The organism is Bradyrhizobium sp. USDA 4501 (assembly GCF_054062115.1).
This window is the reverse complement of the sequence record NZ_JBSSEX010000001.1, coordinates 8238914-8260092: the sequence shown is the minus strand read 5'-3', so window position 1 is coordinate 8260092 and position 21179 is coordinate 8238914. Positions and strand designations below refer to the sequence as shown.

24 protein-coding genes are annotated in these 21179 nt (G+C 65.2%); 11 read left to right on the top strand and 13 right to left on the bottom strand.

Features of this window, described 5'->3' with window-relative positions:
• Nucleotides 1–57: 57 nt before the first annotated feature.
• A complete protein-coding gene (gene rpmG, locus ACVWZM_RS38370; protein WP_018271988.1) occupies nt 58–225 on the top strand; it encodes a 50S ribosomal protein L33 in 168 nt (55 codons plus the stop codon).
• A gap of 109 nt (nt 226–334) precedes the next feature.
• Nucleotides 335–865 carry a hypothetical protein gene (locus ACVWZM_RS38365; RefSeq protein ID WP_076834482.1) on the top strand — a complete coding sequence of 177 codons (531 nt, stop codon included), beginning with the start codon at nt 335–337 and terminating at the stop codon, nt 863–865.
• On the opposite strand, the gene ACVWZM_RS38360 is transcribed toward ACVWZM_RS38365, so the two are convergent.
• The 3 genes from ACVWZM_RS38360 to ACVWZM_RS38350 all read right to left on the bottom strand — a co-directional run bounded on the left by ACVWZM_RS38360 (nt 862) and on the right by ACVWZM_RS38350 (nt 4194).
• Nucleotides 862–990 (bottom strand): hypothetical protein, encoded by a 129-nt coding sequence (locus ACVWZM_RS38360; RefSeq protein WP_256527872.1) that lies wholly within the window; start codon nt 988–990, stop codon nt 862–864. The two genes, ACVWZM_RS38365 and ACVWZM_RS38360, sit on opposite strands and share 4 nt — an antisense overlap.
• Before the next feature lie 72 nt (nt 991–1062).
• Nucleotides 1063–2460 carry an ammonium transporter gene (locus ACVWZM_RS38355; protein WP_076834484.1) on the bottom strand — a complete coding sequence of 466 codons (1398 nt, stop codon included), beginning with the start codon at nt 2458–2460 and terminating at the stop codon, nt 1063–1065.
• A gap of 501 nt (nt 2461–2961) precedes the next feature.
• Nucleotides 2962–4194: an MFS transporter gene (locus tag ACVWZM_RS38350; RefSeq protein WP_057020799.1), complete on the bottom strand. Its 1233-nt coding sequence runs from the start codon at nt 4192–4194 to the stop codon at nt 2962–2964.
• A 133-nt stretch (nt 4195–4327) separates the two neighbouring features.
• Here ACVWZM_RS38350 and ACVWZM_RS38345 point away from each other — a divergent pair, with 133 nt between their 5' ends.
• Both ACVWZM_RS38345 and ACVWZM_RS38340 read left to right on the top strand, forming a co-directional pair.
• On the top strand, nt 4328–4930 hold the full coding sequence (locus ACVWZM_RS38345) for a TetR/AcrR family transcriptional regulator (protein WP_076834486.1): 603 nt from the start codon (nt 4328–4330) through the stop codon (nt 4928–4930).
• A gap of 149 nt (nt 4931–5079) precedes the next feature.
• Nucleotides 5080–6201: a serine hydrolase domain-containing protein gene (locus tag ACVWZM_RS38340; protein WP_456855905.1), complete on the top strand. Its 1122-nt coding sequence runs from the start codon at nt 5080–5082 to the stop codon at nt 6199–6201.
• A 190-nt stretch (nt 6202–6391) separates the two neighbouring features.
• On the opposite strand, the gene ACVWZM_RS38335 is transcribed toward ACVWZM_RS38340, so the two are convergent.
• A complete protein-coding gene (locus tag ACVWZM_RS38335; protein ID WP_028336389.1) occupies nt 6392–7765 on the bottom strand; it encodes a PleD family two-component system response regulator in 1374 nt (457 codons plus the stop codon).
• Between the two features lie 15 nt (nt 7766–7780).
• Nucleotides 7781–8146, bottom strand: coding sequence for a response regulator (locus ACVWZM_RS38330; RefSeq protein ID WP_028336390.1), 366 nt, complete (start codon nt 8144–8146; stop codon nt 7781–7783).
• 228 nt (nt 8147–8374) lie between these two features.
• On the opposite strand from ACVWZM_RS38330, the gene ACVWZM_RS38325 reads away from it, so the two are divergent.
• Both ACVWZM_RS38325 and ACVWZM_RS38320 read left to right on the top strand, forming a co-directional pair.
• Complete coding sequence (locus ACVWZM_RS38325) at nt 8375–8674, top strand: DUF3572 domain-containing protein (RefSeq protein WP_076834488.1); 300 nt, start codon at nt 8375–8377, stop codon at nt 8672–8674.
• Entirely contained in the window at nt 8653–9969 is a 1317-nt protein-coding gene (locus tag ACVWZM_RS38320; protein ID WP_076834490.1) for a DNA polymerase IV, read from the top strand. The genes ACVWZM_RS38325 and ACVWZM_RS38320 overlap by 22 nt, the downstream gene beginning before the upstream one ends.
• A gap of 164 nt (nt 9970–10133) precedes the next feature.
• Here the strand turns inward: ACVWZM_RS38320 and ACVWZM_RS38315 are convergent, their stop codons facing one another.
• On the bottom strand, nt 10134–10535 hold the full coding sequence (locus ACVWZM_RS38315) for a RidA family protein (protein ID WP_038388572.1): 402 nt from the start codon (nt 10533–10535) through the stop codon (nt 10134–10136).
• A 244-nt stretch (nt 10536–10779) separates the two neighbouring features.
• Complete coding sequence (locus ACVWZM_RS38310) at nt 10780–11646, bottom strand: cell envelope integrity EipB family protein (protein WP_057020803.1); 867 nt, start codon at nt 11644–11646, stop codon at nt 10780–10782.
• Between the two features lie 263 nt (nt 11647–11909).
• Between ACVWZM_RS38310 and ACVWZM_RS38305 the strand changes: the two genes are divergently transcribed.
• The 4 genes from ACVWZM_RS38305 (at nt 11910) to ACVWZM_RS38290 (ending at nt 15027) form a co-directional block, all read left to right on the top strand.
• Nucleotides 11910–12377, top strand: coding sequence for a RidA family protein (locus ACVWZM_RS38305; RefSeq protein WP_016845428.1), 468 nt, complete (start codon nt 11910–11912; stop codon nt 12375–12377).
• 3 nt (nt 12378–12380) lie between these two features.
• A complete protein-coding gene (locus ACVWZM_RS38300) occupies nt 12381–13133 on the top strand; it encodes a glycerophosphodiester phosphodiesterase (RefSeq protein WP_076834494.1) in 753 nt (250 codons plus the stop codon).
• A gap of 165 nt (nt 13134–13298) precedes the next feature.
• Nucleotides 13299–14549: a GNAT family N-acetyltransferase gene (locus tag ACVWZM_RS38295; protein ID WP_456816230.1), complete on the top strand. Its 1251-nt coding sequence runs from the start codon at nt 13299–13301 to the stop codon at nt 14547–14549.
• 52 nt (nt 14550–14601) lie between these two features.
• Nucleotides 14602–15027 carry an HIT family protein gene (locus ACVWZM_RS38290; protein WP_057020806.1) on the top strand — a complete coding sequence of 142 codons (426 nt, stop codon included), beginning with the start codon at nt 14602–14604 and terminating at the stop codon, nt 15025–15027.
• 98 nt (nt 15028–15125) lie between these two features.
• Here the strand turns inward: ACVWZM_RS38290 and tsaA are convergent, their stop codons facing one another.
• The 5 genes from tsaA to ACVWZM_RS38265 all read right to left on the bottom strand — a co-directional run bounded on the left by tsaA (nt 15126) and on the right by ACVWZM_RS38265 (nt 19058).
• Nucleotides 15126–15617 (bottom strand): tRNA (N6-threonylcarbamoyladenosine(37)-N6)-methyltransferase TrmO, encoded by a 492-nt coding sequence (gene tsaA, locus ACVWZM_RS38285; protein WP_456835058.1) that lies wholly within the window; start codon nt 15615–15617, stop codon nt 15126–15128.
• Between the two features lie 3 nt (nt 15618–15620).
• Complete coding sequence (locus ACVWZM_RS38280) at nt 15621–16601, bottom strand: Bug family tripartite tricarboxylate transporter substrate binding protein (protein WP_456835057.1); 981 nt, start codon at nt 16599–16601, stop codon at nt 15621–15623.
• 61 nt (nt 16602–16662) lie between these two features.
• On the bottom strand, nt 16663–17007 hold the full coding sequence (locus ACVWZM_RS38275) for an AzlD domain-containing protein (protein WP_076834502.1): 345 nt from the start codon (nt 17005–17007) through the stop codon (nt 16663–16665).
• A complete protein-coding gene (locus ACVWZM_RS38270) occupies nt 17004–17756 on the bottom strand; it encodes an AzlC family ABC transporter permease (RefSeq protein ID WP_028336401.1) in 753 nt (250 codons plus the stop codon). The genes ACVWZM_RS38275 and ACVWZM_RS38270 overlap by 4 nt, the downstream gene beginning before the upstream one ends.
• Before the next feature lie 192 nt (nt 17757–17948).
• A complete protein-coding gene (locus ACVWZM_RS38265) occupies nt 17949–19058 on the bottom strand; it encodes a lytic transglycosylase domain-containing protein (protein ID WP_253639699.1) in 1110 nt (369 codons plus the stop codon).
• A gap of 91 nt (nt 19059–19149) precedes the next feature.
• Here ACVWZM_RS38265 and ACVWZM_RS38260 point away from each other — a divergent pair, with 91 nt between their 5' ends.
• A complete protein-coding gene (locus ACVWZM_RS38260; RefSeq protein WP_456855903.1) occupies nt 19150–20085 on the top strand; it encodes a glycine/sarcosine/betaine reductase selenoprotein B family protein in 936 nt (311 codons plus the stop codon).
• 32 nt (nt 20086–20117) lie between these two features.
• Here ACVWZM_RS38260 and ACVWZM_RS38255 read toward each other — a convergent pair whose 3' ends face one another.
• The gene (locus ACVWZM_RS38255) at nt 20118–21170 is read right to left on the bottom strand and encodes a phenylacetaldoxime dehydratase family protein (RefSeq protein ID WP_456855901.1); all 1053 of its coding nucleotides are present in this window, start codon (nt 21168–21170) and stop codon (nt 20118–20120) included.
• Nucleotides 21171–21179: the final 9 nt, after the last annotated feature.

The window sequence follows — 21179 nt, the reverse complement described above, 5'->3', positions numbered from 1 at the left end:
CAAACGCGGGCCGATTTGGCCGGCTCCCGAATTCCCCCGATTTTCGAGGTTTTGCACATGGCCAAGGCGGTCACCATCAAGGTCAAGCTCGTGTCGACGGCCGACACCGGCTTCTATTACGTTGCCAAGAAGAATTCGCGCACCATGACCGACAAGCTGGTCAAGAAGAAGTACGACCCGGTCGCGCGCAAGCACGTCGAGTTCAAGGAAGCCAAGATCAAGTAAGATCGGCTGCTTCCGACGTTTCAAACGGGGCCCTCGCGGCCCCGTTTTTGCTTTCTAGGCTTGCGTCATCCCTCATGATTCCCGGAGCAGTCCCGGGCGCAGGGCTCAGATGATCGCAACCTTGGACGAGGGAAACGTCGGCGGCTACTCGGTCGCTTACGGCCGCGAGGACATCTACTTTCCGGTCTATGTCACGGCAGCCCTCGCCGCGATCTTCCTGACCGCGACCTGGATCACGGGCGCGATCTATTGGCTGGCGCCGGCAGCGGCAGCGGGCGGCTTCACCTATTACAACATCCCCCTGCTGGAGGCTGGTCGTCCGACGATCGGGGCCAACCAGTACGGCATCTTCATCCAGGCCTTCGGGCTGATCCGCTGGCGCGCCATCACGCGCATCGACCTCGTCGAGATCGCTGAGCGCGCGATGACGGTTCACGAGTTGCAGATCGCGCTTAACGGACCGCTCGGCAGCGCGCTGGTGGCCGATTGGCGCAAGCGGCCGGCCTACCGGCTGTTGATGCGCCTGCCGTGGCGCATGGACCATCGTGGCGTAGTCCGCGTCAATCTGGAGCCATTCGACCGGACGCCCGACGAGATCCACCGGACGTTCCTCAGGATGTGGCGTTACTACCGGAGCTAACCCTTGAACGCCTCGTCACGCAGATGCGCGTCTGCGATCTCTGCATCCGGATTGTGTGTGATCGTCATGAACCAAATGAGGCTGAAGAACAGCGACCACGCTGTGTTCCAATAGAACCAGTTCATCGGATCACCTCGAACAGCTTAAATCCGCGCCAGCGGGCGAAGATCGCCGGCTGCGCGGAATGCCGCCAAAGTCTACTGCACGACCTCGCCGTGCAGTGCCAGATCCAACCCTTCGCGCTCGATGTCCCGCGTCACTCGAAGCCCGACGAAGAGATTGATCACGAACAGGATGATCAGGCTCACCACGGCATCATACACGAAAACCGTCGCGACGCCGATGCATTGATTGAGGAACTGCCCGGGATTTCCTTCCAGAACACCTGCCGTTCCACCATACTGCTCGACCGCGAACACCCCGGTCAGCAGCGCTCCGACGATGCCGCCAAGGGCATGGACACCGAAGCAGTCCAGCGCATCATCGTAGCTGAACATGCGCTTCAAGCCGGTGCATCCCCAGTAGCAGCAGACGCCGGCGGCGATGCCGATCGCGAAAGCGCCGACCGGCCCGACGAAACCGGAGGCCGGCGTGATCGCGACGAGGCCCGCCACGGCACCCGAGCAGATTCCGACGACGGTCGGCTTGCCCTTCAACGCCCATTCCACCAGCATCCAGGTGAAGCCCGCCACCGCCGTGGCGATCTGAGTCACCAGCATGGCCATGCCCGCCTGCATTCCGGCCGTGACAGCGGAGCCGGCGTTGAACCCGAACCAGCCGACCCACAACAGCGAGGCGCCAATGAAGGTCAGCACCATATTGTGCGCCGGCCCCGTCTCGACGCGCTTGCCGAGCATGATGGCGCACATCAGGCCCGCGACGCCGGCGTTGATGTGCACAACGGTGCCGCCGGCGAAATCGAGAACCTTGACATACGCAGCGTCGTTGCCGGCCGAGAATATGCCGTCAGGGCCCCAGACCCAGTGCGCGATCGGCGCATAGACGAAGATCGCCCACAGCCCGATGAACCAGAGCATCGCGGAGAACTTCATCCGCTCGGCAAACGCGCCGGCAATCAGCGCCGGCGTGATGATGGCGAACGTCATCTGGAAGCAGATGTAAACGGACTCGGGGATCGTCGCAGCGAGCGGATTGGGATTGCCGATGCCTCCCTTGCCGATGTCGCTCAGGATGTCCTTGAGGAACAGGCGATCGAGGCCGCCGATGAACGGCGTGCCGGCACGAAACGCCAGACTGTAGGTAAGGACGGCAAACAGGATCGTGACCAGGCAGGTGACCGCGAAGCTGGTCATCACGGTATCGCCGACATTCTTCTTGCGCACCATGCCGCCATAGAACAGGCCGAGCCCCGGGATCGTCATCATCAGGACGAGCGCGACTGACGTGAGCATCCAGGCGGTGTCGCCGGAATTCGGCGTGCACTTCTCGAGAATCTTGCCGCCACAGGCAGGCGGCGCCGCCGCATCCTCGGCCAGCGCGAGATCGCCGAACAGCAGGCAAAGGAACGCCACGCCCAACAAGGCAACCACGATTCTCACGAGCTTCTGGCGCGTGTGTGTCGCAGACTCCATCATCGACCTCCCATCACAAGAGAAATGCTGGCGTTCGGAATGGGCGCGGCGCGTTCGCAGCGTGAGCGCCGAAGGACAGCGCGCGTCCGGTTATCGGGATGTCTCGAAGTGCCGCGGTGCGGGTGGCGGGATGCAGCGAAGTCGCAGCGGCATCAGGCCCGACGCAGGGCACAAGGGCCTCCTGCTCGGCGGCGCGGCAAAGGCCGTGGTGCGCGGATGGCTGGAGAATGACGGCGACTAGCCCCATCGCGGCCAGCCCTTCCCAAAGTCCCCAGGCCGGAACCCTCAGCGAGGGTTTCCGGCACGATTTCTAGCCAAATTGAAACAAGATTCGTGCCACCACTGCGCGCCGCGTAACACGTTGAAAAAGCTATCGCTTCGATCCGCGGCCGGAACAGCATCGCGCTCCATTGCACGCTCTTGCGGCAAGTGGCCGGTCAAAAACTAGGCAGAATCTGGCGACTGCCCTCGCAAGGAGCAGCCGCCAGCTTCGCAGGGATTCTGCTAAGCGGCCTTCAGCAGCGGCGGCTGCGCCGGCCGGATCAGCGCGAAGGCGAGCTGGATGATGCCGCCGGCAAGGCCCAGCGCGACGCCGATGCGCCAGGCCATGGTGTAGGAGCCGAGCGAGTCGTAGATCAGCCCTCCTCCGTAAGCGCCGAGGAAGCTGCCGACCTGGTGGCTCATGAAGGCGAGGCCCTGGATCATCGCCTGCCAGCGCAAGCCGAACATCTCGGCCACCGCGCCCGCGACCAGCGGACCGACACCCATCCAGAGGAAGCCCATGATCGCACCGAACAGCAGCGTCGAGCCGGGCGTTGCCGGCAGCATGAAGTACCAGGCGAGCGCCAGCGAGCGCAGGATGTAGATCGCGCCGAGCAGCGCCAGCTTGTTCCAGCGCTGGCCGGCCCAGCCGAAGAACAGCGAGCCCAGCACATTGAAGCCGCCGATCATGCCGAGCGTCTGCGCGCTCAGCATCGGATCGAGCCCGCAGATCGCGAGATACGACGGCAGATGCGTGGTGAGGAAGACGAGCTGCATGCCGCAGACCATGTAGGCGCAGGTCATCACCACGAAGGCTGCGTTGCCGAACGCGGTCTTCGCCGCCGTCGCCGCGGTGGCGTTGCCGATGTCGTCGCCAGCGGGCTTCGGCAGCGGAATCTTGTCGACGCGCCCGGCGTACAACGCCGCCGGGATCATGAAGATCGAGAGAATGACAAAGCCGGCAAGTCCGACGCGCCAACCGAAACCCTCATTGAGCATCTGGCCGATCGGCGCCGACAGCAGCGCGCCGAGCGAGCCCGCGGCGGAGACCATGCCGAGCACTGTCGAGCGTACCGTCTCCGGCACCGCGCGCGCCGAGACCGACATCGCGATCGCATTCGCGGTGCAGGCGAGCGAAAGGCCGATCAGGACACCGGCGCCGATCATGATGGCAACGAGCCCATGCGCCGTCGTCATCAGCACGAGGCCCGCGATGTAGGCCAGCGCGCCGACCACCATGATCGGGCGAAAGCCGTAACGCACCGTCATCGCGCCGGCGACCGGCTGCAGAAAACCCCAGGCGAGGTTCTGCACCGCGAGCGCCAGCGTGAAGTGGGATATCGAGATGCCGATGTCGTGCGTCAGCGGCTGCATGAAGATGCCGAGGCTCTGCCGCAGCCCCATGCTCAGCGTGAGCATGATGGAGGCGCCGATCAGGATGGGAAGGGTGGGACGCAGGACCTGCAACAGGGGCATTGTTCTTATTCTCCCATAACGGCACGGCACGCGTGCCATGGCCTGCGATTCATGCATGTTTTGGTTACACAGACCTGTGTACTTAGGCTATACAGGAGGCTGACTGTCAAGCGAAGAGGATCACGGCTGGCGCATGGCTTACCCGCCTCCCAAACAGACCATGAAGGAGCGGATCCTCGAGACCGCCGACAAGCTCTTCTACCTGCAGGGCATTCGCGCCATCGGCGTCGACACCATCGCGGCCGAGATCGGCATCAGCAAGCGCACGCTCTACAACCACTTCCCGTCGAAGGACGCGCTGATAGAAGCCTATCTGCAACGCCGCTTCGTGCAGCCGCGTCCCTCCGACAAGCCGCCGGCCGAGCAGATTCTCGCAACCTTCGATTCGCTGGAGCGGCGCTTCTCGGCGAAGGACTTTCGCGGCTGCCCGTTCGTGAACGCGGTGGCCGAGCTCGGGCCGGAGGACGAGGATCGCACCTTCAGGAACATCGCAATCGCCTTCAAGGAAAGCCGCCGGCTCTGGTTTCGCGATCTGCTGCGGCGGCTCGGCGTCGCCGATGCCGAGGGACTTGCGACCCAGCTCACGCTGCTGGTCGATGGCTCGATCGCGCAGGATCTGGTGCGCGACGATCCGGCGATGGCGCGCGCGGCCAAGGAAGCCGCACGCGTGTTGCTGGCAAATGCAGGCGTCAAGGTCGGCAGCCCCGCCCCCGCCGGCAAGAAACGCGCCGGATAAATCCGGTTGCGTGCGGAAGTCAGGTTTGGTTGTTAACACCGACCGCAGGCCACGGCATTCCCGGCTGGATATTCCGTCCCGCGAGATTGGCCGCGACCGCGCGAAGACCTGCTACTTAGAAGACTTGCGGCACAACAGGGGAAACGACCATGGAAGATCTGAAGGTGACGGCCATCGGCTATGATTTCGCGCCGGCGCGCGCGGCCATGCAGCGCTACATCGACAACGATCTCCTGTCCGGCGTCTCCTGGACGGTTCTGGTCGGGCGCGACATCGCTGACACGGGCTGCGTCGGATGGGCCGACAAGGAAGCGCAGATTCCGCTACGCACCGATCACATCTTCCGCGTCTTCTCCAACACCAAGCTGATCACCTCCTGCGCGGCGCTGCTGCTGGTCGAGGAAGGCCGCTTCCGGCTCGACGATCCGATCGAGACCTTCATCCCGCAACTCAGAAACCGCAAGGTGCTGCGGCCGGGCGCGACGTCGATCGACGACACCGAACCGGCGCAGCGGTCGATCACCATTCGCCATCTGCTGAGCCACTCGGCCGGCCTCAGCTACGGCCTGTTCGATCCGGGCACACCGATCTTCAAGGCCTACAACGAGCGCAAGATCCTCAATCCGATGACGACGCTCGCCGACATGGTCGACGGTCTGTCCGATCTGCCGCTGGTGTTCCATCCCGGCTCGTCGTGGGAATATTCCGTTGCCATCGACGTGGTCGCACGGCTGGTCGAGGTGGTGAGCGGCCAGCCGTTCGACAAGTTCGTCAAGGCGCGGATCCTCGATCCGCTCGGCATGGTCGACACCGGCTTCCATGTTCCGGAGAAGGATCACAACCGGCTCGTCGCCTATTACGCCGGCGCCGATCTGATGGACCCGATGAAGCCCGGGCTGACGCGCACCGACAACGCGCCCTATCCTGGCGCCTATCTGCGCCCGGTGCCGCGCTTCAATGGCGGCGGCGGCCTCGTCTCGACGCTGCATGACATGGTCGCGCTGATCCGCAGCCTCTTGCCCGGCGGGCCGACGCTGCTGAAGCCGGAGACGATCGCAGAGGCGATGACCAACCAGCTCACGCCGGGCCAATGGATCCGCTTCGCGATGATGGGCGAGCAGCCCGGCAAGACCTATGGTCTTACCGGCGGACTGATCCTCAACCCCTCCTCGATCGATCATCCCGACGCCGCCGGCGAACTCTATTGGGGCGGTGTGTCGCAGGCACGCAGTGGTGGATTTCGCCCAAAACGGGCATCGCCGGCGTCATGATGGCGCAGCGCCAGATGGCGTTCGTCCATCCGTTCTCGTTCGAGTTCAAGCGGATGGCCTATGACGCGGTGAGACGCGGCCGCTAAGGGCACTTCGTAGCCCGGATGGAGCGCAGCGAAATCCGGGAAGCTGGTGCAAGCGGCGCGATACCCCGGATTGCGCTTCGCTGCATCCGGGCTGCGAGATCGCGCTACGCTGCCGCAGACACCACGCGGTTGCGGCCGTCGTGCTTGGCGCGATAGAGCGCGGTGTCGGCGCGCTTGAGCACATCGGTGACCTGCTCGCCCTTGCGCTCCAGCGTGGTGAGACCGATCGAGATCGTGACGGTGATCCGCTTGCCGCCCTTGTCGACGGTGAAGGGCTCGCCCGCGATCGAGCGGCGCAGCCGCTCGGCGACCATGCCGGCGACATGCAGGTCGGTCTCGGGCATCACGATGACGAACTCCTCGCCGCCATAGCGGCAGGCCAGATCAATGCCGCGGATCGACTTGCGGATGCGGACGGCGAATTCGCGCAGCACGTCGTCGCCGGCATCGTGGCCGTAGGTGTCGTTGATCGCCTTGAAGTAGTCGATGTCGAGGATCATCAGCGCCAGCGGCTTGCCGCGGATCGAGGCCTGCTCCGCCAGCGTCGCGAGGTGGCTTTCCATGTAGCGTCGGTTATTGAGACCGGTCAGCGCATCCGTGATCGCCATCTCGATCGAGTTCTGCACATTGTCGCGCAGATGATCGGTGTAGCGGCGGCGGCGGATCTGCGTGCGCGCACGCGCCAAGAGCTCGTTCTTGTCGACCGGACGCAGCAGATAGTCGTTGACGCCGATCTCGAGCCCGCGCATGAGCCGCGTGTTGTTGTCGGCATCCGAGATGGCGAGGATCGGGACCTGGCGCGTGCGCTCCAGCGAGCGGGCCTGGCTGCACAGCCGCAGGCCGTCATAATTGTCGAGGCTGAGCGACACGATCAGCAAGTCGTAATTGCCCTCGGCGGCGTGGAACAAGGCTTCCGACGGATTGATCTCGACGTCGACGGTGTGTTCGGCCGAGAGGATCGGCGCCAGCTTCTCGTAGGACGACGGCCGGTCGTCGACGAGGAGAATGCGGCCGCCGGTGCCCTTGTCGGCGATCGCGCTGCGCTCGGGCGCCTGCATGCCGATCTCGAGCGAGGTGATGGCGCGCATGCGCAGCTCATCGGTCATCATCTTCAGCCGCGTCAGCGAGCGCACGCGCGCGATCAGCACGACGTCGGACACCGGCTTGGTCAGGAAGTCATCGGCGCCGGCTTCAAGGCCGCGCACGCGATCGGCCGGGCTGTCGAGCGCGGTGACGATGACGACCGGAATGAAATGGGTCGCCGGATTCGACTTCAGCCGGCGGCAGACCTCGAAGCCGTCCATGTCGGGCATCATGACATCGAGCAGGATGATGTCGCATTCGGCGCGTGCGCAAATTTCCAGTGCCTCGGTCCCGTTGGAGGCAGTCAACACATCGAAATATTCGGCTGACAGACGGGCTTCCAACAACTTGACGTTCGCCGGAACGTCATCGACCACGAGGATACGCGCGGACATTGCACCACAACTCCCCTATCCGATAAAGCGTCGGACAGTCTCAATAAATTTGCCGACCGAGATCGGCTTGGACAAATAGGCTTCGCAGCCGCCCTCGCGGATACGTTCTTCGTCGCCCTTCATGGCGAAGGCGGTGACCGCGACCACCGGAATTGCGCGCAGATCGGGATCGTCCTTGATCCAGCGCGTGACCTCCAGGCCGGAAACCTGGGGTAGCTGGATGTCCATCAGGATGAGGTCGGGGCGCAGCTTGCGGACAAGGTCGAGCGCTTCGAAGCCATTGCTGGTGCCCGAAGTCTGATAGCCGTGCGCTTCCAACAGATCGCGAAAGAGCTTCATGTTGAGCTCGTTGTCCTCCACGATCAGGACGGTTTTGGCCATCCCGTCCCTCCCAAACCCAGGAGACGGGCCCGGCTGCGGTACCTCACGCACCGCGCTCGGGGCGCGTCGAAAATGTGAATTCAAACTAGCGCCAGAATCGCTCTAACCCGTTAACCCGAAGTCCAACTTCCGCAGCGTGGTTTCCGTTGCTTGAACACATGAGGAAGACTCGGGCATGATGGGCCTCTCAATAGAGACCATAAGTTAACGGAAAGGCAAACCGGCGCGTTGAAAAAGCCTGTTCACAACCCCCGGGAAGTTGCTGAAATCGTTGCGATTCAGGCGCTCGGCTTCATTGCCGGCGATCCCGAGCGGCTGGGCCTGTTCCTGGCTGAAACCGGAATCGGTCCAGAGACGCTGCGGAACGCCGCGTCCAACCCTCAATTTCTTGCGAGCGTGCTCGATTTCGTGATGCGCGACGACGCCACCGTGAAGGCGTTTGCCAGGGCCTCGGAACTGCACCCGACCAATATCGCCGCCGCCCATCAGGCGCTGGGCGACCCGAAATGGGAGCGCGACGTGCCGTGACGACGGCAGCGGCAGCTTCCGACGGCCCCCTCAGTTTCTGCCGAGACTGCCTCGGCGACCTCGATATCAAGGTGAAGCGATGCAGCCATTGCGGCTCGCCGCGGCTGGTGCGTCATCGCGCCCTGCCCGCGCTGGCGCTGGCGCACATCGACTGCGACGCGTTCTATGCCACCGTCGAGAAGCGCGACAATCCCGAGATCGCCGACCGCCCGGTCATCATCGGCGGCGGCAAGCGCGGCGTCGTGTCGGCCGCCTGTTACATCGCCCGCACCTATGGCGTCCGCTCGGCGATGCCGATGTTCAAGGCGCTGGAACTCTGCCCGGATGCGACCGTAATTCCGCCGGACATGGCGAAGTATGTCCGGGTCGGGCGCGAGGTGCGGCAGGCGATGCAGGCGCTGACGCCGCTGGTCGAGCCGCTGTCGATCGACGAAGCCTTCCTCGATCTCGCCGGCACGCAGCGCGTCCACGGCATGATCCCGGCCAAGGTGCTCGCCAAATTCGCCCGCGATGTCGAGCGCGACATCGGCATCACGGTGTCGGTCGGGCTGTCCTGCAACAAGTTCCTCGCCAAGATCGCCTCCGACCTCGACAAGCCGAGGGGCTTTGCCGCGCTCGACCAGGACGAGGCGCGCGAGATGCTCGCCAGCAAACCGGTCGGCTTCATCTACGGCGTCGGCCCTGCGACCCAGGAGAAGCTGGTGCAGCGCGGCTTCCGCATCATCGCCGACCTGCAGCGCGCCGACGAGAACGAATTGATGAAGCAGTTTGCGAGCGAAGGCCGCCGGCTGTGGCGGCTCGCGCGCGGCATCGACGACCGCAGCGTGGTGGCCGATCGCGGCGCCAAGACGATCTCGAGCGAGACCACCTTCGAGACCGACATCCGCGACTTCGCAACGCTGGAAAGACTGCTCTGGAAACTGTCCGAGAAAGTCTCGGCGCGGCTGAAGACCAGCGAGCTCTCGGGCTGTACCATCACGCTGAAGCTGAAGACCGCGGACTTCCGCCAGCGTACCCGTTCGCAATCGATCCAGACCCCGACCCAGCTTGCCGCCAAGATCTTTGCGGTGTCGCGCGAGATGCTCGCGAAGGAAGTCGACGGCACCGCCTTCCGCCTGATGGGCACCGGCGTCAGCGCGCTGCGCCCGGGCGCGCAGGCCAACGATTCCGACATGCTCGACCGCCGCTCGGCGCACGCCGAACGCGCGATGGACAATCTGCGCAGGAAATTCGGCAATGCCGCCGTGATCAGGGGCATTGCCTATGAGGGGCCGCAGAAGAGCGAGGGGGAGTAATTCATCGTTGACGTCATCCCCGCGCAAAGGCCTCGCCTTTGTCGCTGGAGGCGCGAGCGGAGCGAGCCTTGAAGGATGACCGGAAAGCCTCGGGCCGTCGCCCTTCGAGACGCGCGCGATGCGCGCTCCTCAGGGTGACGGTACTCAGCGTCACGATGCCCTTCTCAATCCGCGACCGCAACCGCCTCGATCTCAATCAGCCATTCCGGCGCCGCGAGCGCGGTGACGCCGACCAGCGTAGAGGCCGGCGGCTCCATGCCCTCAAAGAACGCCGAACGTGCCTTGCCGATGATGGGACGGAGCTCCGGCTTGTAGCCGACGACGAAGGTCGTGATCTTCACGATATTGGAATAGCTGGCTCCGGCGGCCTTCAGCGCCATGCCGAGGTTCTGCATCACCTGCGTCGTCTGCGCGGCGAGATCGCCGGCGCCGACCACGCGGCCCTCCTCGTCGACGGAGACCTGTCCCGAAATGTAGATCGTGCGCGCGCCGGAGGCGACGACGACGTGGGAGTAAGCCGGATTGTGATGCAGGCCGCTGGGGCGAAGGTGGTTGAGCTCGCTCATGAGGTGCCTCCCTGACACGTGCGTTTTGGGAAGCGTACTCGTGTCGGACGGTTCCGGCCAGTGCGGTGTCGTGGAGTGCTCGGGCTTGCTCCGCCGTCGTCCCGACGAAAGCCGGGACCCATCCACCGAAGGTGATTGTTGTGCGACGCTGGGGCCACAGCCCCCTTCAACAACTCACCCCTGTGGTGATGGGTCCCGCTTCGCTTGCCCGGGACGACGCTGAGTGGGTGGCGATAGCCAGCCCTCACTTGCAGGGCTTGGAATCCCTGACGTCGAACTTGTCCAGCGCGCCCGAGATCACGAAATCGTTGTAGTCCAGCACCAGCGCACGGGAGACGCCGTTCTCGTACAGCTCGAACGACATCGCGTAGACCGGCGTCTGCTCGCCGTCCTTCGCGCGCGCGTCGCTGTCGTAATAGCTCACCGTCACCGGCCAGCGCGTCATGGCCTTCATCGCATTGCTCGCCGTCGACGGATCGGGCGATGACGGCGCGCGGTCGCCTGTGATCGGCCGGCCGATCACGGTCAGCGTGTTGTAGATCTTCTCGCCGTTGTCGGAGCCGTCATAGACGGTCTGCTCGAGCACCGACTTGCCGTCGCGGGCGGCAGCGATGATGTGCTGGATCTGCTCGGTCGGGAACACGATCTTGCCGTCGATATTGAACGTCTTCTTCACCGGCTGGGTCAGCTTCACGGTGATATGATCGCCGACCCGCTCGGCGATGCCGTCGACCGGCGACGATTCGCTGTCGTTCATCCGCGTGTCGATCTTGAAGCGGTAGCTTTTGCCCGACGCGTCCTCCCAGGACGTGGAGCGAAGATCGGACAGCGTCACCTTGCCCTCGCCGCTGTCGAGCTCGGACACCTGGCGGAATTCGGAGGTGTAGCCTTCGCAGGAGTTGCCGGAGAAATTGTAGAGGATGCGCCCGCGCGCATCGCTGACCGAGTTGGAGCCGCGCGATTTCACCAGGCTGAGGTCGTAGAGCGCCTGATGCGCGAGAAACGGCCCGCTTGCCGCAGCGACCGCGGGCCCCTGAACCAGGCCGGATCCTGCGGCAACGGCGATCGCAAACACCAGGGCACGCGACGGAGTCCGGAACGGCAGGGTCATGTGGTTTCCTCAAGGAGGCAGGGATTCGCCACAATAGTGACGGTGGTATTGCGCCGCAACTGGGGCAAGTCTGACAAAATGGCAATGTATGCAGCGAAATTGCCGTCATTTTCGGCAGCTTTCCGTGCGATTCGGCACGTCATGGCCGCGTTGTCCTCACCTTACCGTCGCTTGCAACCGGCGGCACGATGCGCGAAACAATCGAAACAAACTTGGCCCTGACCGCGTTTCAGGCTTCGTGCAATCCAATTGGGGGACCAAAAATGGCGGGTACCGTCGAACAAAAACTGGCGTCACAGGGCATCACACTTCCGGAGCCGACCTCCCCGGTCGCAAACTATGTCCCCTTCGTCCGCAGCGGAAACCTGCTGTTCGTGTCCGGCCAGGTCTGCTTCAACGCCGAGGGCAAGCTGATCGCCAAGGGCAAGCTCGGCGCCGGCGTCACGCTCGAACAGGGCGCCGCTGCCGCGCGCGGCTGCGCAATCAATCTGCTGGCCCAGATCAAGGCCGCGCTCGGCGACCTCGACAAGGTCGTGCGCGTGGTGCGGCTCGGCGGATTCATCAATTCGGCGCCCGACTTCTTTGACGGGCCGAAGGTGCTGAACGGCGCCTCCGACCTGATGGTCGAGGCGTTCGGCGACAAGGGCCGCCATGCCCGTACCACCGTGGGCGTCGCCTCGCTGCCCGCGGACGCTGCGGTCGAAGTCGAAGGCGTGTTCGAAGTCGCCTGATCGATGCGCGCTCCTGATTGGCTGACGAAACGGCCGGTTGCCCATCGCGGCCTGCACGATGCCGCACGCGGCATCATCGAGAACATGCCGGCCGCGGCCACCGCCGCGGTAGCCGGCAACTTCGCCATCGAGTGCGATATCCAGCTCACCGCCGACGGCGAGGCCATGGTGCATCACGACGATGCGCTCGGCCGCCTCACCGAGGGGGCGGGGCTGCTGGCAACCAGGACGGCGGCCGAGCTGAAGGCCGTCAAGTTCAAGGACACCGCCGAGCAGATGATGACGCTCGGCGATCTCTGCGCGCTGGTCGCCGGCCGCGTGCCGCTGGTGGTCGAGGTGAAGAGCCATTTCGACGGCGACCGCAAGCTGGTGCGGCGGATGGCCGAGGTGCTGGCGTCCTATTCCGGCCCGGTGGTCGGCATGTCCTTCGATCCCGACCAGGTGCTGGCGCTGCGCGAGATCATGCCGAACCTGCCGCGCGGCATCACCGCCCAGCGCACCTATGACGACGGCCATTGGGACAAGCTGACGCCAGCACAGCGCGACAGCATGCTATACCTGCGGCACGGCTTTACGACCGAGCCGCATTTCGTCGCCTATTGGGTCAACCAGCTGCCGGCACCGGAGCCGTGGATCGCCCGCAACGTGTTCGGCTGTGCGCTGCTGGCCTGGACCGTGCGGACGGTGGAACAGCGCGAGCGCGCGGCGCGCTACGCCGACCAGATGATTTTCGAGGGGTTCGTGCCGGGAACCTGACATGTCCGAGACATGCCCTTGCAGTCTTGAACTCGTCGCTGCGACGCACGATGTTGGCGAGGGTTGGTCGTCATCGGCGATGGCGCAATGCGGGGCATGATCCGGAAGTGGAGGCAGCTGTTCCGGAAAGATCATGCTCAAACGAGGCACCGGTCTTCATTCTCGATGGCGTCTTCTGAAATCACCTTAGAAGCTGTAGCCGACATCGGCGGCATTCCGGCCGCCGAATGGGACGCCTGCGCCAATCCCAAGGCGGATGCGGACAGCATCCATCACCTCGACACGCTTGCCTCGCCCGGTTCCGCAAAGGATTGCCAGACCGCCGCAAGTTCGGGCTATAACCCATTCGTTTCCCATGCCTTTTTTGCTGCCGCCGAAGCCTCCAATTCGGCCTGCGCGCGGACCGGCTGGGGTCCGCGGCATCTGATCGCAAAGCTCGATGGCCGGATCGTCGGCGTCGTGCCCTGCTATCTGAAATCGCATTCGCAGGGCGAATACGTGTTCGACCGCGGCTGGGCCGAGGCCTATCACCGCGCCGGCGGCAGCTATTACCCGAAGCTGCAGGTGTCCGTCCCCTTCACGCCCGCGACCGGGCCGCGGCTGTTGATCCGCGACGGCGTCGACCGCGAGGTGATCGGCTCGGCGCTGGCGCGGGGCCTCCGGGCGCTCTGCAACGCCACCGAGGCGTCCTCCGTGCATGTGACGTTCGCCCGCGAGGACGAGGCCAGGTTCCTCGGCGCCCACGGTTTCCTGCAGCGGACCGACCAGCAGTTCCACTGGCACAATGACGGCTACAAGACCTTCGACGACTTTCTCGGTTCGCTGAACTCCCGCCATCGCAAGGGCATCAAGCGCGAGCGCCGCGAGGCGGTCGCCGCCGGGATCACCATCCACTGGCTGACCGGCTCAGACATCACCGAGGACGCCTGGGATGCGTTCTTCGAATTTTACATGGAGACCGGCTCGCGCAAATGGGGCCGGCCTTATCTGACCCGAGAATTCTTCTCGCTGATCGGCCAGACGATGAGCCGGGACGTGCTGCTGGTGATGGCCAAGCGCAACGGCCGCTGGATCGCCGGTGCGATCAACTTCATCGGCTCCGACACGCTGTTCGGCCGCAACTGGGGCGCGATCGAGCACCACCCGTTCCTGCATTTCGAGGTCTGCTACTACCAGGCGATCGATTTCGCGGTTCAGCGCGGCCTCAAGGTGGTCGAGGCCGGCGCGCAGGGCGAGCACAAGCTGGCGCGCGGCTACCTGCCGCAGACCACCTATTCGGCGCATTTCATCGCCGATCCCGGGCTGCGCCGTGCGATCGCCGATTACCTCAAGCGCGAGCGCGACTATGTCGCCGAGGTCGGCCGCGAGCTCACCGAGGCCGGCCCGTTCCGCAAGACGGTCGACGACGACGCTTGACGTCTCCGCCGCCACCTAGGCAATAAATCAGCATCATCGAGGAGCCGCCGCCATGCCCGCCGCCTACGACAACAACAACATCTTCGCGAAGATCCTGCGCGGCGAGCTGCCCTGCTACAAGGTCTATGAGGACGAGCACGTGTTCGCGTTCCTCGACATCATGCCGCGCTCGCCGGGGCACACGCTCGTGATCCCGAAGGCCCCTGCCCGCAACATCCTCGACATCAAGCCCGACGACTACGCCCATGTCGCGCGCGCCTCGCACAAGATCGCCGCCGCCGCGATGAAGGCGTTCGAAGCCGACGGCATCACGGTGCAGCAATTCAACGAGCCGGCCGGTGGCCAGGTCGTCTTCCATCTGCACATGCACGTCATGCCACGCAAGGACGGCGTCGCACTGCTGCCGCCCGCGAGCCACAAGGAAGACGGCAAGGTGCTGGAGGCCAGCGCGGCGAAGCTGATCGCAGCGTTGAAGTAATTCCACCGCTGTCATTCCGGGGCGCGCGGAGCGCGAACCCGGAATCTCGAGATTCCGGGTTCGATGCTTCGCATCGCCCCGGAGACGGTTGAGAGATTCTACTCCGTCTCGAAGTCCCCGGCCTGCGGCGGGGCGAGCGGGGTGAACTCGCAACGGTCGGGCTTGACGTCGATCAGCGGCGTTTCGTCGAGGCAGTCGAGGCCGCGCACCAAAATGACGTTGCGCTCGACGCCGACCAGCTTGACGATCGCGGTGCCGATCGGATTGGGGCGCACCGGCGAGCGCAGCGAGAAGGTGCCGCGGGTGTTGCCGTTGTTCTTCGGGCTTTGCAGCACGATGTCGCGGCGCGACTGGTGCAGCCAGTACAGCACCTCGAGATTTGAATAGAAATCGACGCCCTTGATCGCGGCGACCCAGGGCTCGAAAATCTCGAGCCGGCACACCGGTCCGTCATGCCGCCCCTGCCGCGGCGTCGCCAGCCGCGAGGTCCAGGGCGTGCGGATGCGGCCGATGAAGACAAGCGCGGCATCGCGCGCCGTCGGCATGTCGACGGCGACCTCGCCCTGGCGCAGTTCCATTTCACGTACCATGTCTCAATCCAGCGATATGTTCAGCGCCTTGACCACGCCCGCCCATCGCGCGCGATCGGTATTCACGAACTTGTCGATCTCGGCCTGGCTCTTCGCGCGCAGCGGCGGGAAACCGATCTTGAGCAGCGAAGCGCGGAACGCTTCGTCGTTCAAGGCCCGGTCGAGGCTCGCCTTGATCTTGTCGGCGATGTCGTCAGGCACCCTCGACGGCGCTGCGATACCATACCAGACGCTGACCGCATAATCGGGATAGCCGCTCTCGGCGATCGTCGGCAGATCGGGCAAATCGGGGATGCGCTCCGTCGAGCTGACGCCGAGCGGCCGCAGCATGCCCGATTTGACCGGCGGCAGCGCGGTGCCGAGCGTGTCGAACATCAGCTGGATGTTGCCGGACAGCAGATCGGTCAGCGCGGGTCCTGCGCCCTTGTACGGCACGTGGGTCATCTCGACGCCGGCCATCTGCTTGAACATCTCGCCGGCGAGATGAACCGTGCCGCCGGTGCCCGCCGATCCGAAATTGAGTTTTCCGGGATTCTTCTTCGCGTAAGCGACGAACTCCGCGATCGTCCTCGCCGGCACCGACGGGTGCACCTCCATGATCATCGGCGCGTCCGTGATGACGGACAGCAGGCGAAAATCCCTGGCCGGATCGTAGGGCAGCTTCTTGTAGAGCATCGGATTGAGCACGAAGATCGAGGCGGCCGTCACGAACAGCGTGTAGCCGTCAGGATCGGAGCGCGCCACGGCCTCGGCGCCGATCGCGCCCTGCGCACCGGCCTTGTTCTCGACCACGACCACCTGTTTGAGATCGCGCCCGAGATATTCGCCGACGATGCGGCCGAGCACGTCGGTCGGCCCGCCCGCGGCATAGGGCACCACGAGCTTGATCGGTCGCGTCGGATAATCCGCGGCACGCGCCGGCAGCGTCGCCACCAGCAACGCCGTCAGAGCAACAATGATTAGCGATGATGCGCGCCGCTGCATGCCGTTTCCCCGTTGTCTTGTTCTTGGGGAGCGAGACTAGCGGATAATGCGGACGCCGCAATCAGGCGAGCCAGTATTTGCCAGCGATCATGACGACTTCGCCTGCGATCACGCCGGCGAAGATCGATTTCCTCGCCAGCATGAACACGACAAAGCCGGCGGCGACGGCGCCGTAGCGCAGCCAGTCCGGCACGCTGGCGAGCGCGCCCGGCGGTTGCACCACGATCTGCGCGATGATACCGGCGAGGATCGCGGTGGCGACCGCCCTCACCCAGACCAACAGTTCGGAGTTCTCGTCGATGCCGCCGCCGAACCACAGGCCGAGCATGCGCCAGATCTGGTTGGGGATGACGCCCGCGACGAACAGGATCGCCAGCGCGTGCCATTCGCCGATGAAACCGCTCATGCGCGCGCCCCGACGATGCCTGCCCTCGCGCGGTGCACGGCATAGGCGATGGTGCCGGCGACGACGCCGCTGACCAGGATGTCGACGCCGCTGTTCAGCATCGCCGCCAGCGGGAACAGCAATAGGCCGAGCACCAGCGCGATGACATCGGCGAGCTCGCGGCAGTTGCGCGCCGTGGAGAACAGGAAGGCGAGCGGCGTCAGCATCAGCATGCCGGCGGCGAACAGCGGCGTGAGGTTGGCCGCGAGCATGTAGCCGATCGTGTTGGCGATCAGGCAGACCGTGACCAGCCCGCAGCCGAGCCCGTGGATGAAGGCGATCCGCCGGTTGCGCGGCACCTGCGGCAGGAAGCGGAAGCATTCGACCCACAGCGTCACGGCGGTGAGATGCGCCACCAGGATCAGATGCCGGCGCTTGGTCTGTTCGGTCCGCATCATCGGCAACACCGACACCACCATCGGAAACAGGCGGATCGCGCTGACGGTGACCGCGATCGCCGATTGCAGCACGGTGGCGCCGGAGCCGAGTGTCGTGATCACGATGATCTGCGCAGGGCCAGCCCAGACGAACGCCGTGCTCGCCAGGGTCCAGCCCAGCGAGAAGCCGGAATCATGCGCCAGCGCGCCGATGCCGAGATAGGTCGCAAACAGCACCAGGGTCAGCACGGTCGCGCCGATCGACCGTGCGCCCCACAGGAAGGCGCGGAACGAGGTGTGCCATTGCGGAGAATCGAGCGGAGGAAGCGCCACGGGGAACCGGATGGTTTGCAATCGCGGCGGCTTAGGGCGCTGACAACGCAGGGTCAAGCAAGAGACGGCACAGGGCGGGTATGCGCCTTGGTAGCCCGGATGAAGCGCCAGCGAAATCCGGGGCCGCTCTTGCAACCGGCGAGAGCTGTCCCGGATTGCGCTTCGCTTCATCCGGGCTACCGATCCACGCAATCACGCCCTGTTCTTCAGCACGAAGCACGCCCCGCCCGCCTTGCGGATGCGGTTGCACAGGCCGTCGGCCTCGGGACGCGTGTCGGCGCCGATGCGCACCTGGTAGAAGGTCGCGCTGCCGCGGGTGCGAAGCCGTGAGCTCAGCAAACTCGGATCCTGATCGCCGATCACGTTGGCAAGGCGCTTGATGGCGCGGGCATACATCGCGAGCGCCTTGTCGCGGCTGAAGCCGGCGGCAAGCTGCACGCCCCAGACCTTGGCGGCCGACAGCGTGATGTGCTGCTCGAGCCCAGCGACGAACGGATTCGGCGCGCGCTTGAGCAGCGCCATCAGCTCGCGGCAGCTCGTGGTCGGCGCGCGCTGCGGCATCTTGCCGTTGCGCCCGGCAGCGGCCCAGTCGTCGACGCTGGAGCCGGTGATCGCGGAGACGTAATTGCGCGTCTCCTGCGGCATGTAGCCGGAGCCGGCGAGCCAATCCTGGATCCGGCGCGGGCCGGCATTGTAGGCCGCGGCCGCGAGGCCGAGATTGCCGAACTGGTTGCGCAGCTCGCTGAGGAATTCGGCCGACTTCGGCAGCGCCTGCACCGGATTGAACGGATCGAGCAACCCGCGCTCGTTTGCCGTGCCCGGCATGAATTGCGCGATGCCCTGCGCGCGCTGGCCGTTGCGCGTCATCGGACCAACCGCATCGGCCTGGAAGCGGCTCTCCTGCCAGATCACGCGCGCGAAGAATTCGAGCGGCAGATCGTTGGCCCGCGCCGCCGACTCGATCATCAGGCACATCGCCTCGCGGGTGTCGCTCTCGCGCACATCGTCCGCGGGCTTGTCGGTCGCCGCCGCGGGCTTCTCGGCCGGCGCTGCGGGCGTATCCGCCGGGGACGCGGCAGGTTTGTCGGCCGATGGTGCGGCCTGCTCTCCCGGCGGTGGCGCAGGCGGCTCCGCCGGCGCGGCCGCGGGCTGCTCAGCGGGCTTGTCCGGGGGCGGCGCTGCCGGCTGCTCGGCGCCAGGCGGCGGCGCCGGGGCCGCGGCCGGAGCGTCCTCCGCGCCGACGCGGGCCGGCGGCACCAGCAGCACAAGCATGACCAATGCGGCGCAACGACCGGTTCGCATGGCAATTCTGTTCCCGTGCGGGCGCGGCTTGACACCGCAAGCTCGTGGTCTAGCTATGGACTGAAATGATGGCGCGCAAAAGGGAGCGCAAATGGCCGCAGCATCCGACGATCAACTCGGCTTTGCCCCCGATGACGACGCCCCGATCGGCTATATGAAGCGAACCCGCGATTATTACGCGGCTATCGGCTACACCACCCCCTACCGCTGGGCGCATTACACCTCCGCCCCGTTCCAGCCCCTGAAGAAGCCGCTGAACCAGTCCCGGGTCGCCATCATCACGACCGCGGCGCCGTTCGATCCGGCACGGGGCGACCAGGGTCCCGGCGCGAAATACAACGGCGGGGCCAAGTTCTATGCGGTCTATGACGGCGACACGTCAAAGCAGCACGATCTGCGGATTTCGCACATCGCCTATGACCGCACCCACACCACGGCGACCGACAACGGCACCTGGTTCCCGCTGGCACAACTGAAGCGCCTCGCCGCGGCCGGCACGATCGGCGACGTCGCGCCGCGCTTCTTCGGCGCCCCGACCAACCGCAGCCACCGCGTCACCATCGAGACCGACGCGCCCGAAATCCTCAAGCGTTGCCGTGACGACAAGGTCGACGCCGCGGTGCTGGTGCCGAACTGCCCGGTCTGCCACCAGACCGTCAGCCTGGTGGCGCGGCATCTCGAGGCCAACGGGATTTCCACGGTCGTGATGGGCTGCGCCAAGGATATCGTCGAGCATGCCGCGGTGCCGCGTTTCCTGTTCTCCGATTTCCCGCTCGGCAATTCCGCCGGCAAGCCGCAGGACGTCGCCTCGCAGGCGTTCACGCTGGAGCTGGCGGTGCGCGTGCTTGAGCAGGCGCCCGGTCCGCAGACCACCGTGCAGTCACCGCTGCGCTGGAGCGAGGATGCTTCCTGGAAGCGCGACTACAGCAACGCCGATGCGCTCAGCGCCGAGGAGCTGGCCCGCCTGCGCCGCGAGTTCGACGCGCAGAAGGAAGTCGCCAAGGGCCTGCGCGAGCGCGTTGCGTAAGGCTCGACGCTAGATACGAGCACTTTGCCAACTCAAGGCGTCGTCGCTCGGGCGACCTGTACGGCGGTGAGCATGCCGGTCCGTTCATGGCAGCCGAGATATTCGAAGAACTGCTCGTCGGCGCCTGCCACCGTGACCTCGTGATACAGCCTGAGCTTGGCGTTCGGCCCCAAGGTCGAGAGATACTTCATCGCCGCGCCAAAAATCCTGACATGGGTCGGGTGCGATTCCGCCCAGCGCTCGAGTGCCGCAAGGCTCTTCCACCAGCTCTGGCCGTAAGACTTTTCGGTCGGCCTGCCCTCCGCATCGACAACGCGCATATAGCGGTTGGCATAGCAGCCGATCGGCACACCGTCGTCGCGCAGGAAATCCATGCCCTCGCGCAGCACCGGCTCGACATCGTCGAGATACATCTTGCGTTCCGCTGCCTCGGTATCGCTCCAATCCTGTCCGGAACGGATCAGGCAGAGATTGTCATGCGCGACCACACGGATGCGTGCGCCGTCGCGGATCACGCGCGGCTCGCCGCCCGGCGTCATCGCGTCGGTCTGCGACAGCGGGATACGGTCGCGCATGCCGCCCCAATAAGCATGCTCCTGCACCTCTCCGCTCATGCCGTCGACGAGCACCGCGACACCCTCCGGACGGCCCAGCGACGAGAACAGCGTCTCGTAGCGCGCAACATGCGGCCGCAGCACCTCGATGAAGCGGCCGACGCCGTCGCTGGCGCCGCTGCCGGTCCAGGCCTCGCGCGCGCCGTCGAACCAGGCGTCGAAACGCCCGGCGTCGTCCCAATAGGCGACCGAGACGACGTTGGTGAAGCCGGCCTGGTCAACATATTGCGCGCGGTCCCAATGCGTCGGACTGTTTTCTCTGGCAAAGCGCGTGGCGATCTGCGCCAGCGCGTCGGTCGCCGCCGCGCTCCTCTCACCGCGATATTGCACGCCGAAATAGGCCATGATCACGCGCGTGACCGCGGGCTTGTGGCGCGCGACGAAGGATGGATAAGGCGGCGCGTAATCGTCGGGCACACGCCGATGACGCGATCGGACTGTCTGCAAATGAGATGGAATGGCGGATTCCATGGCAGTCGC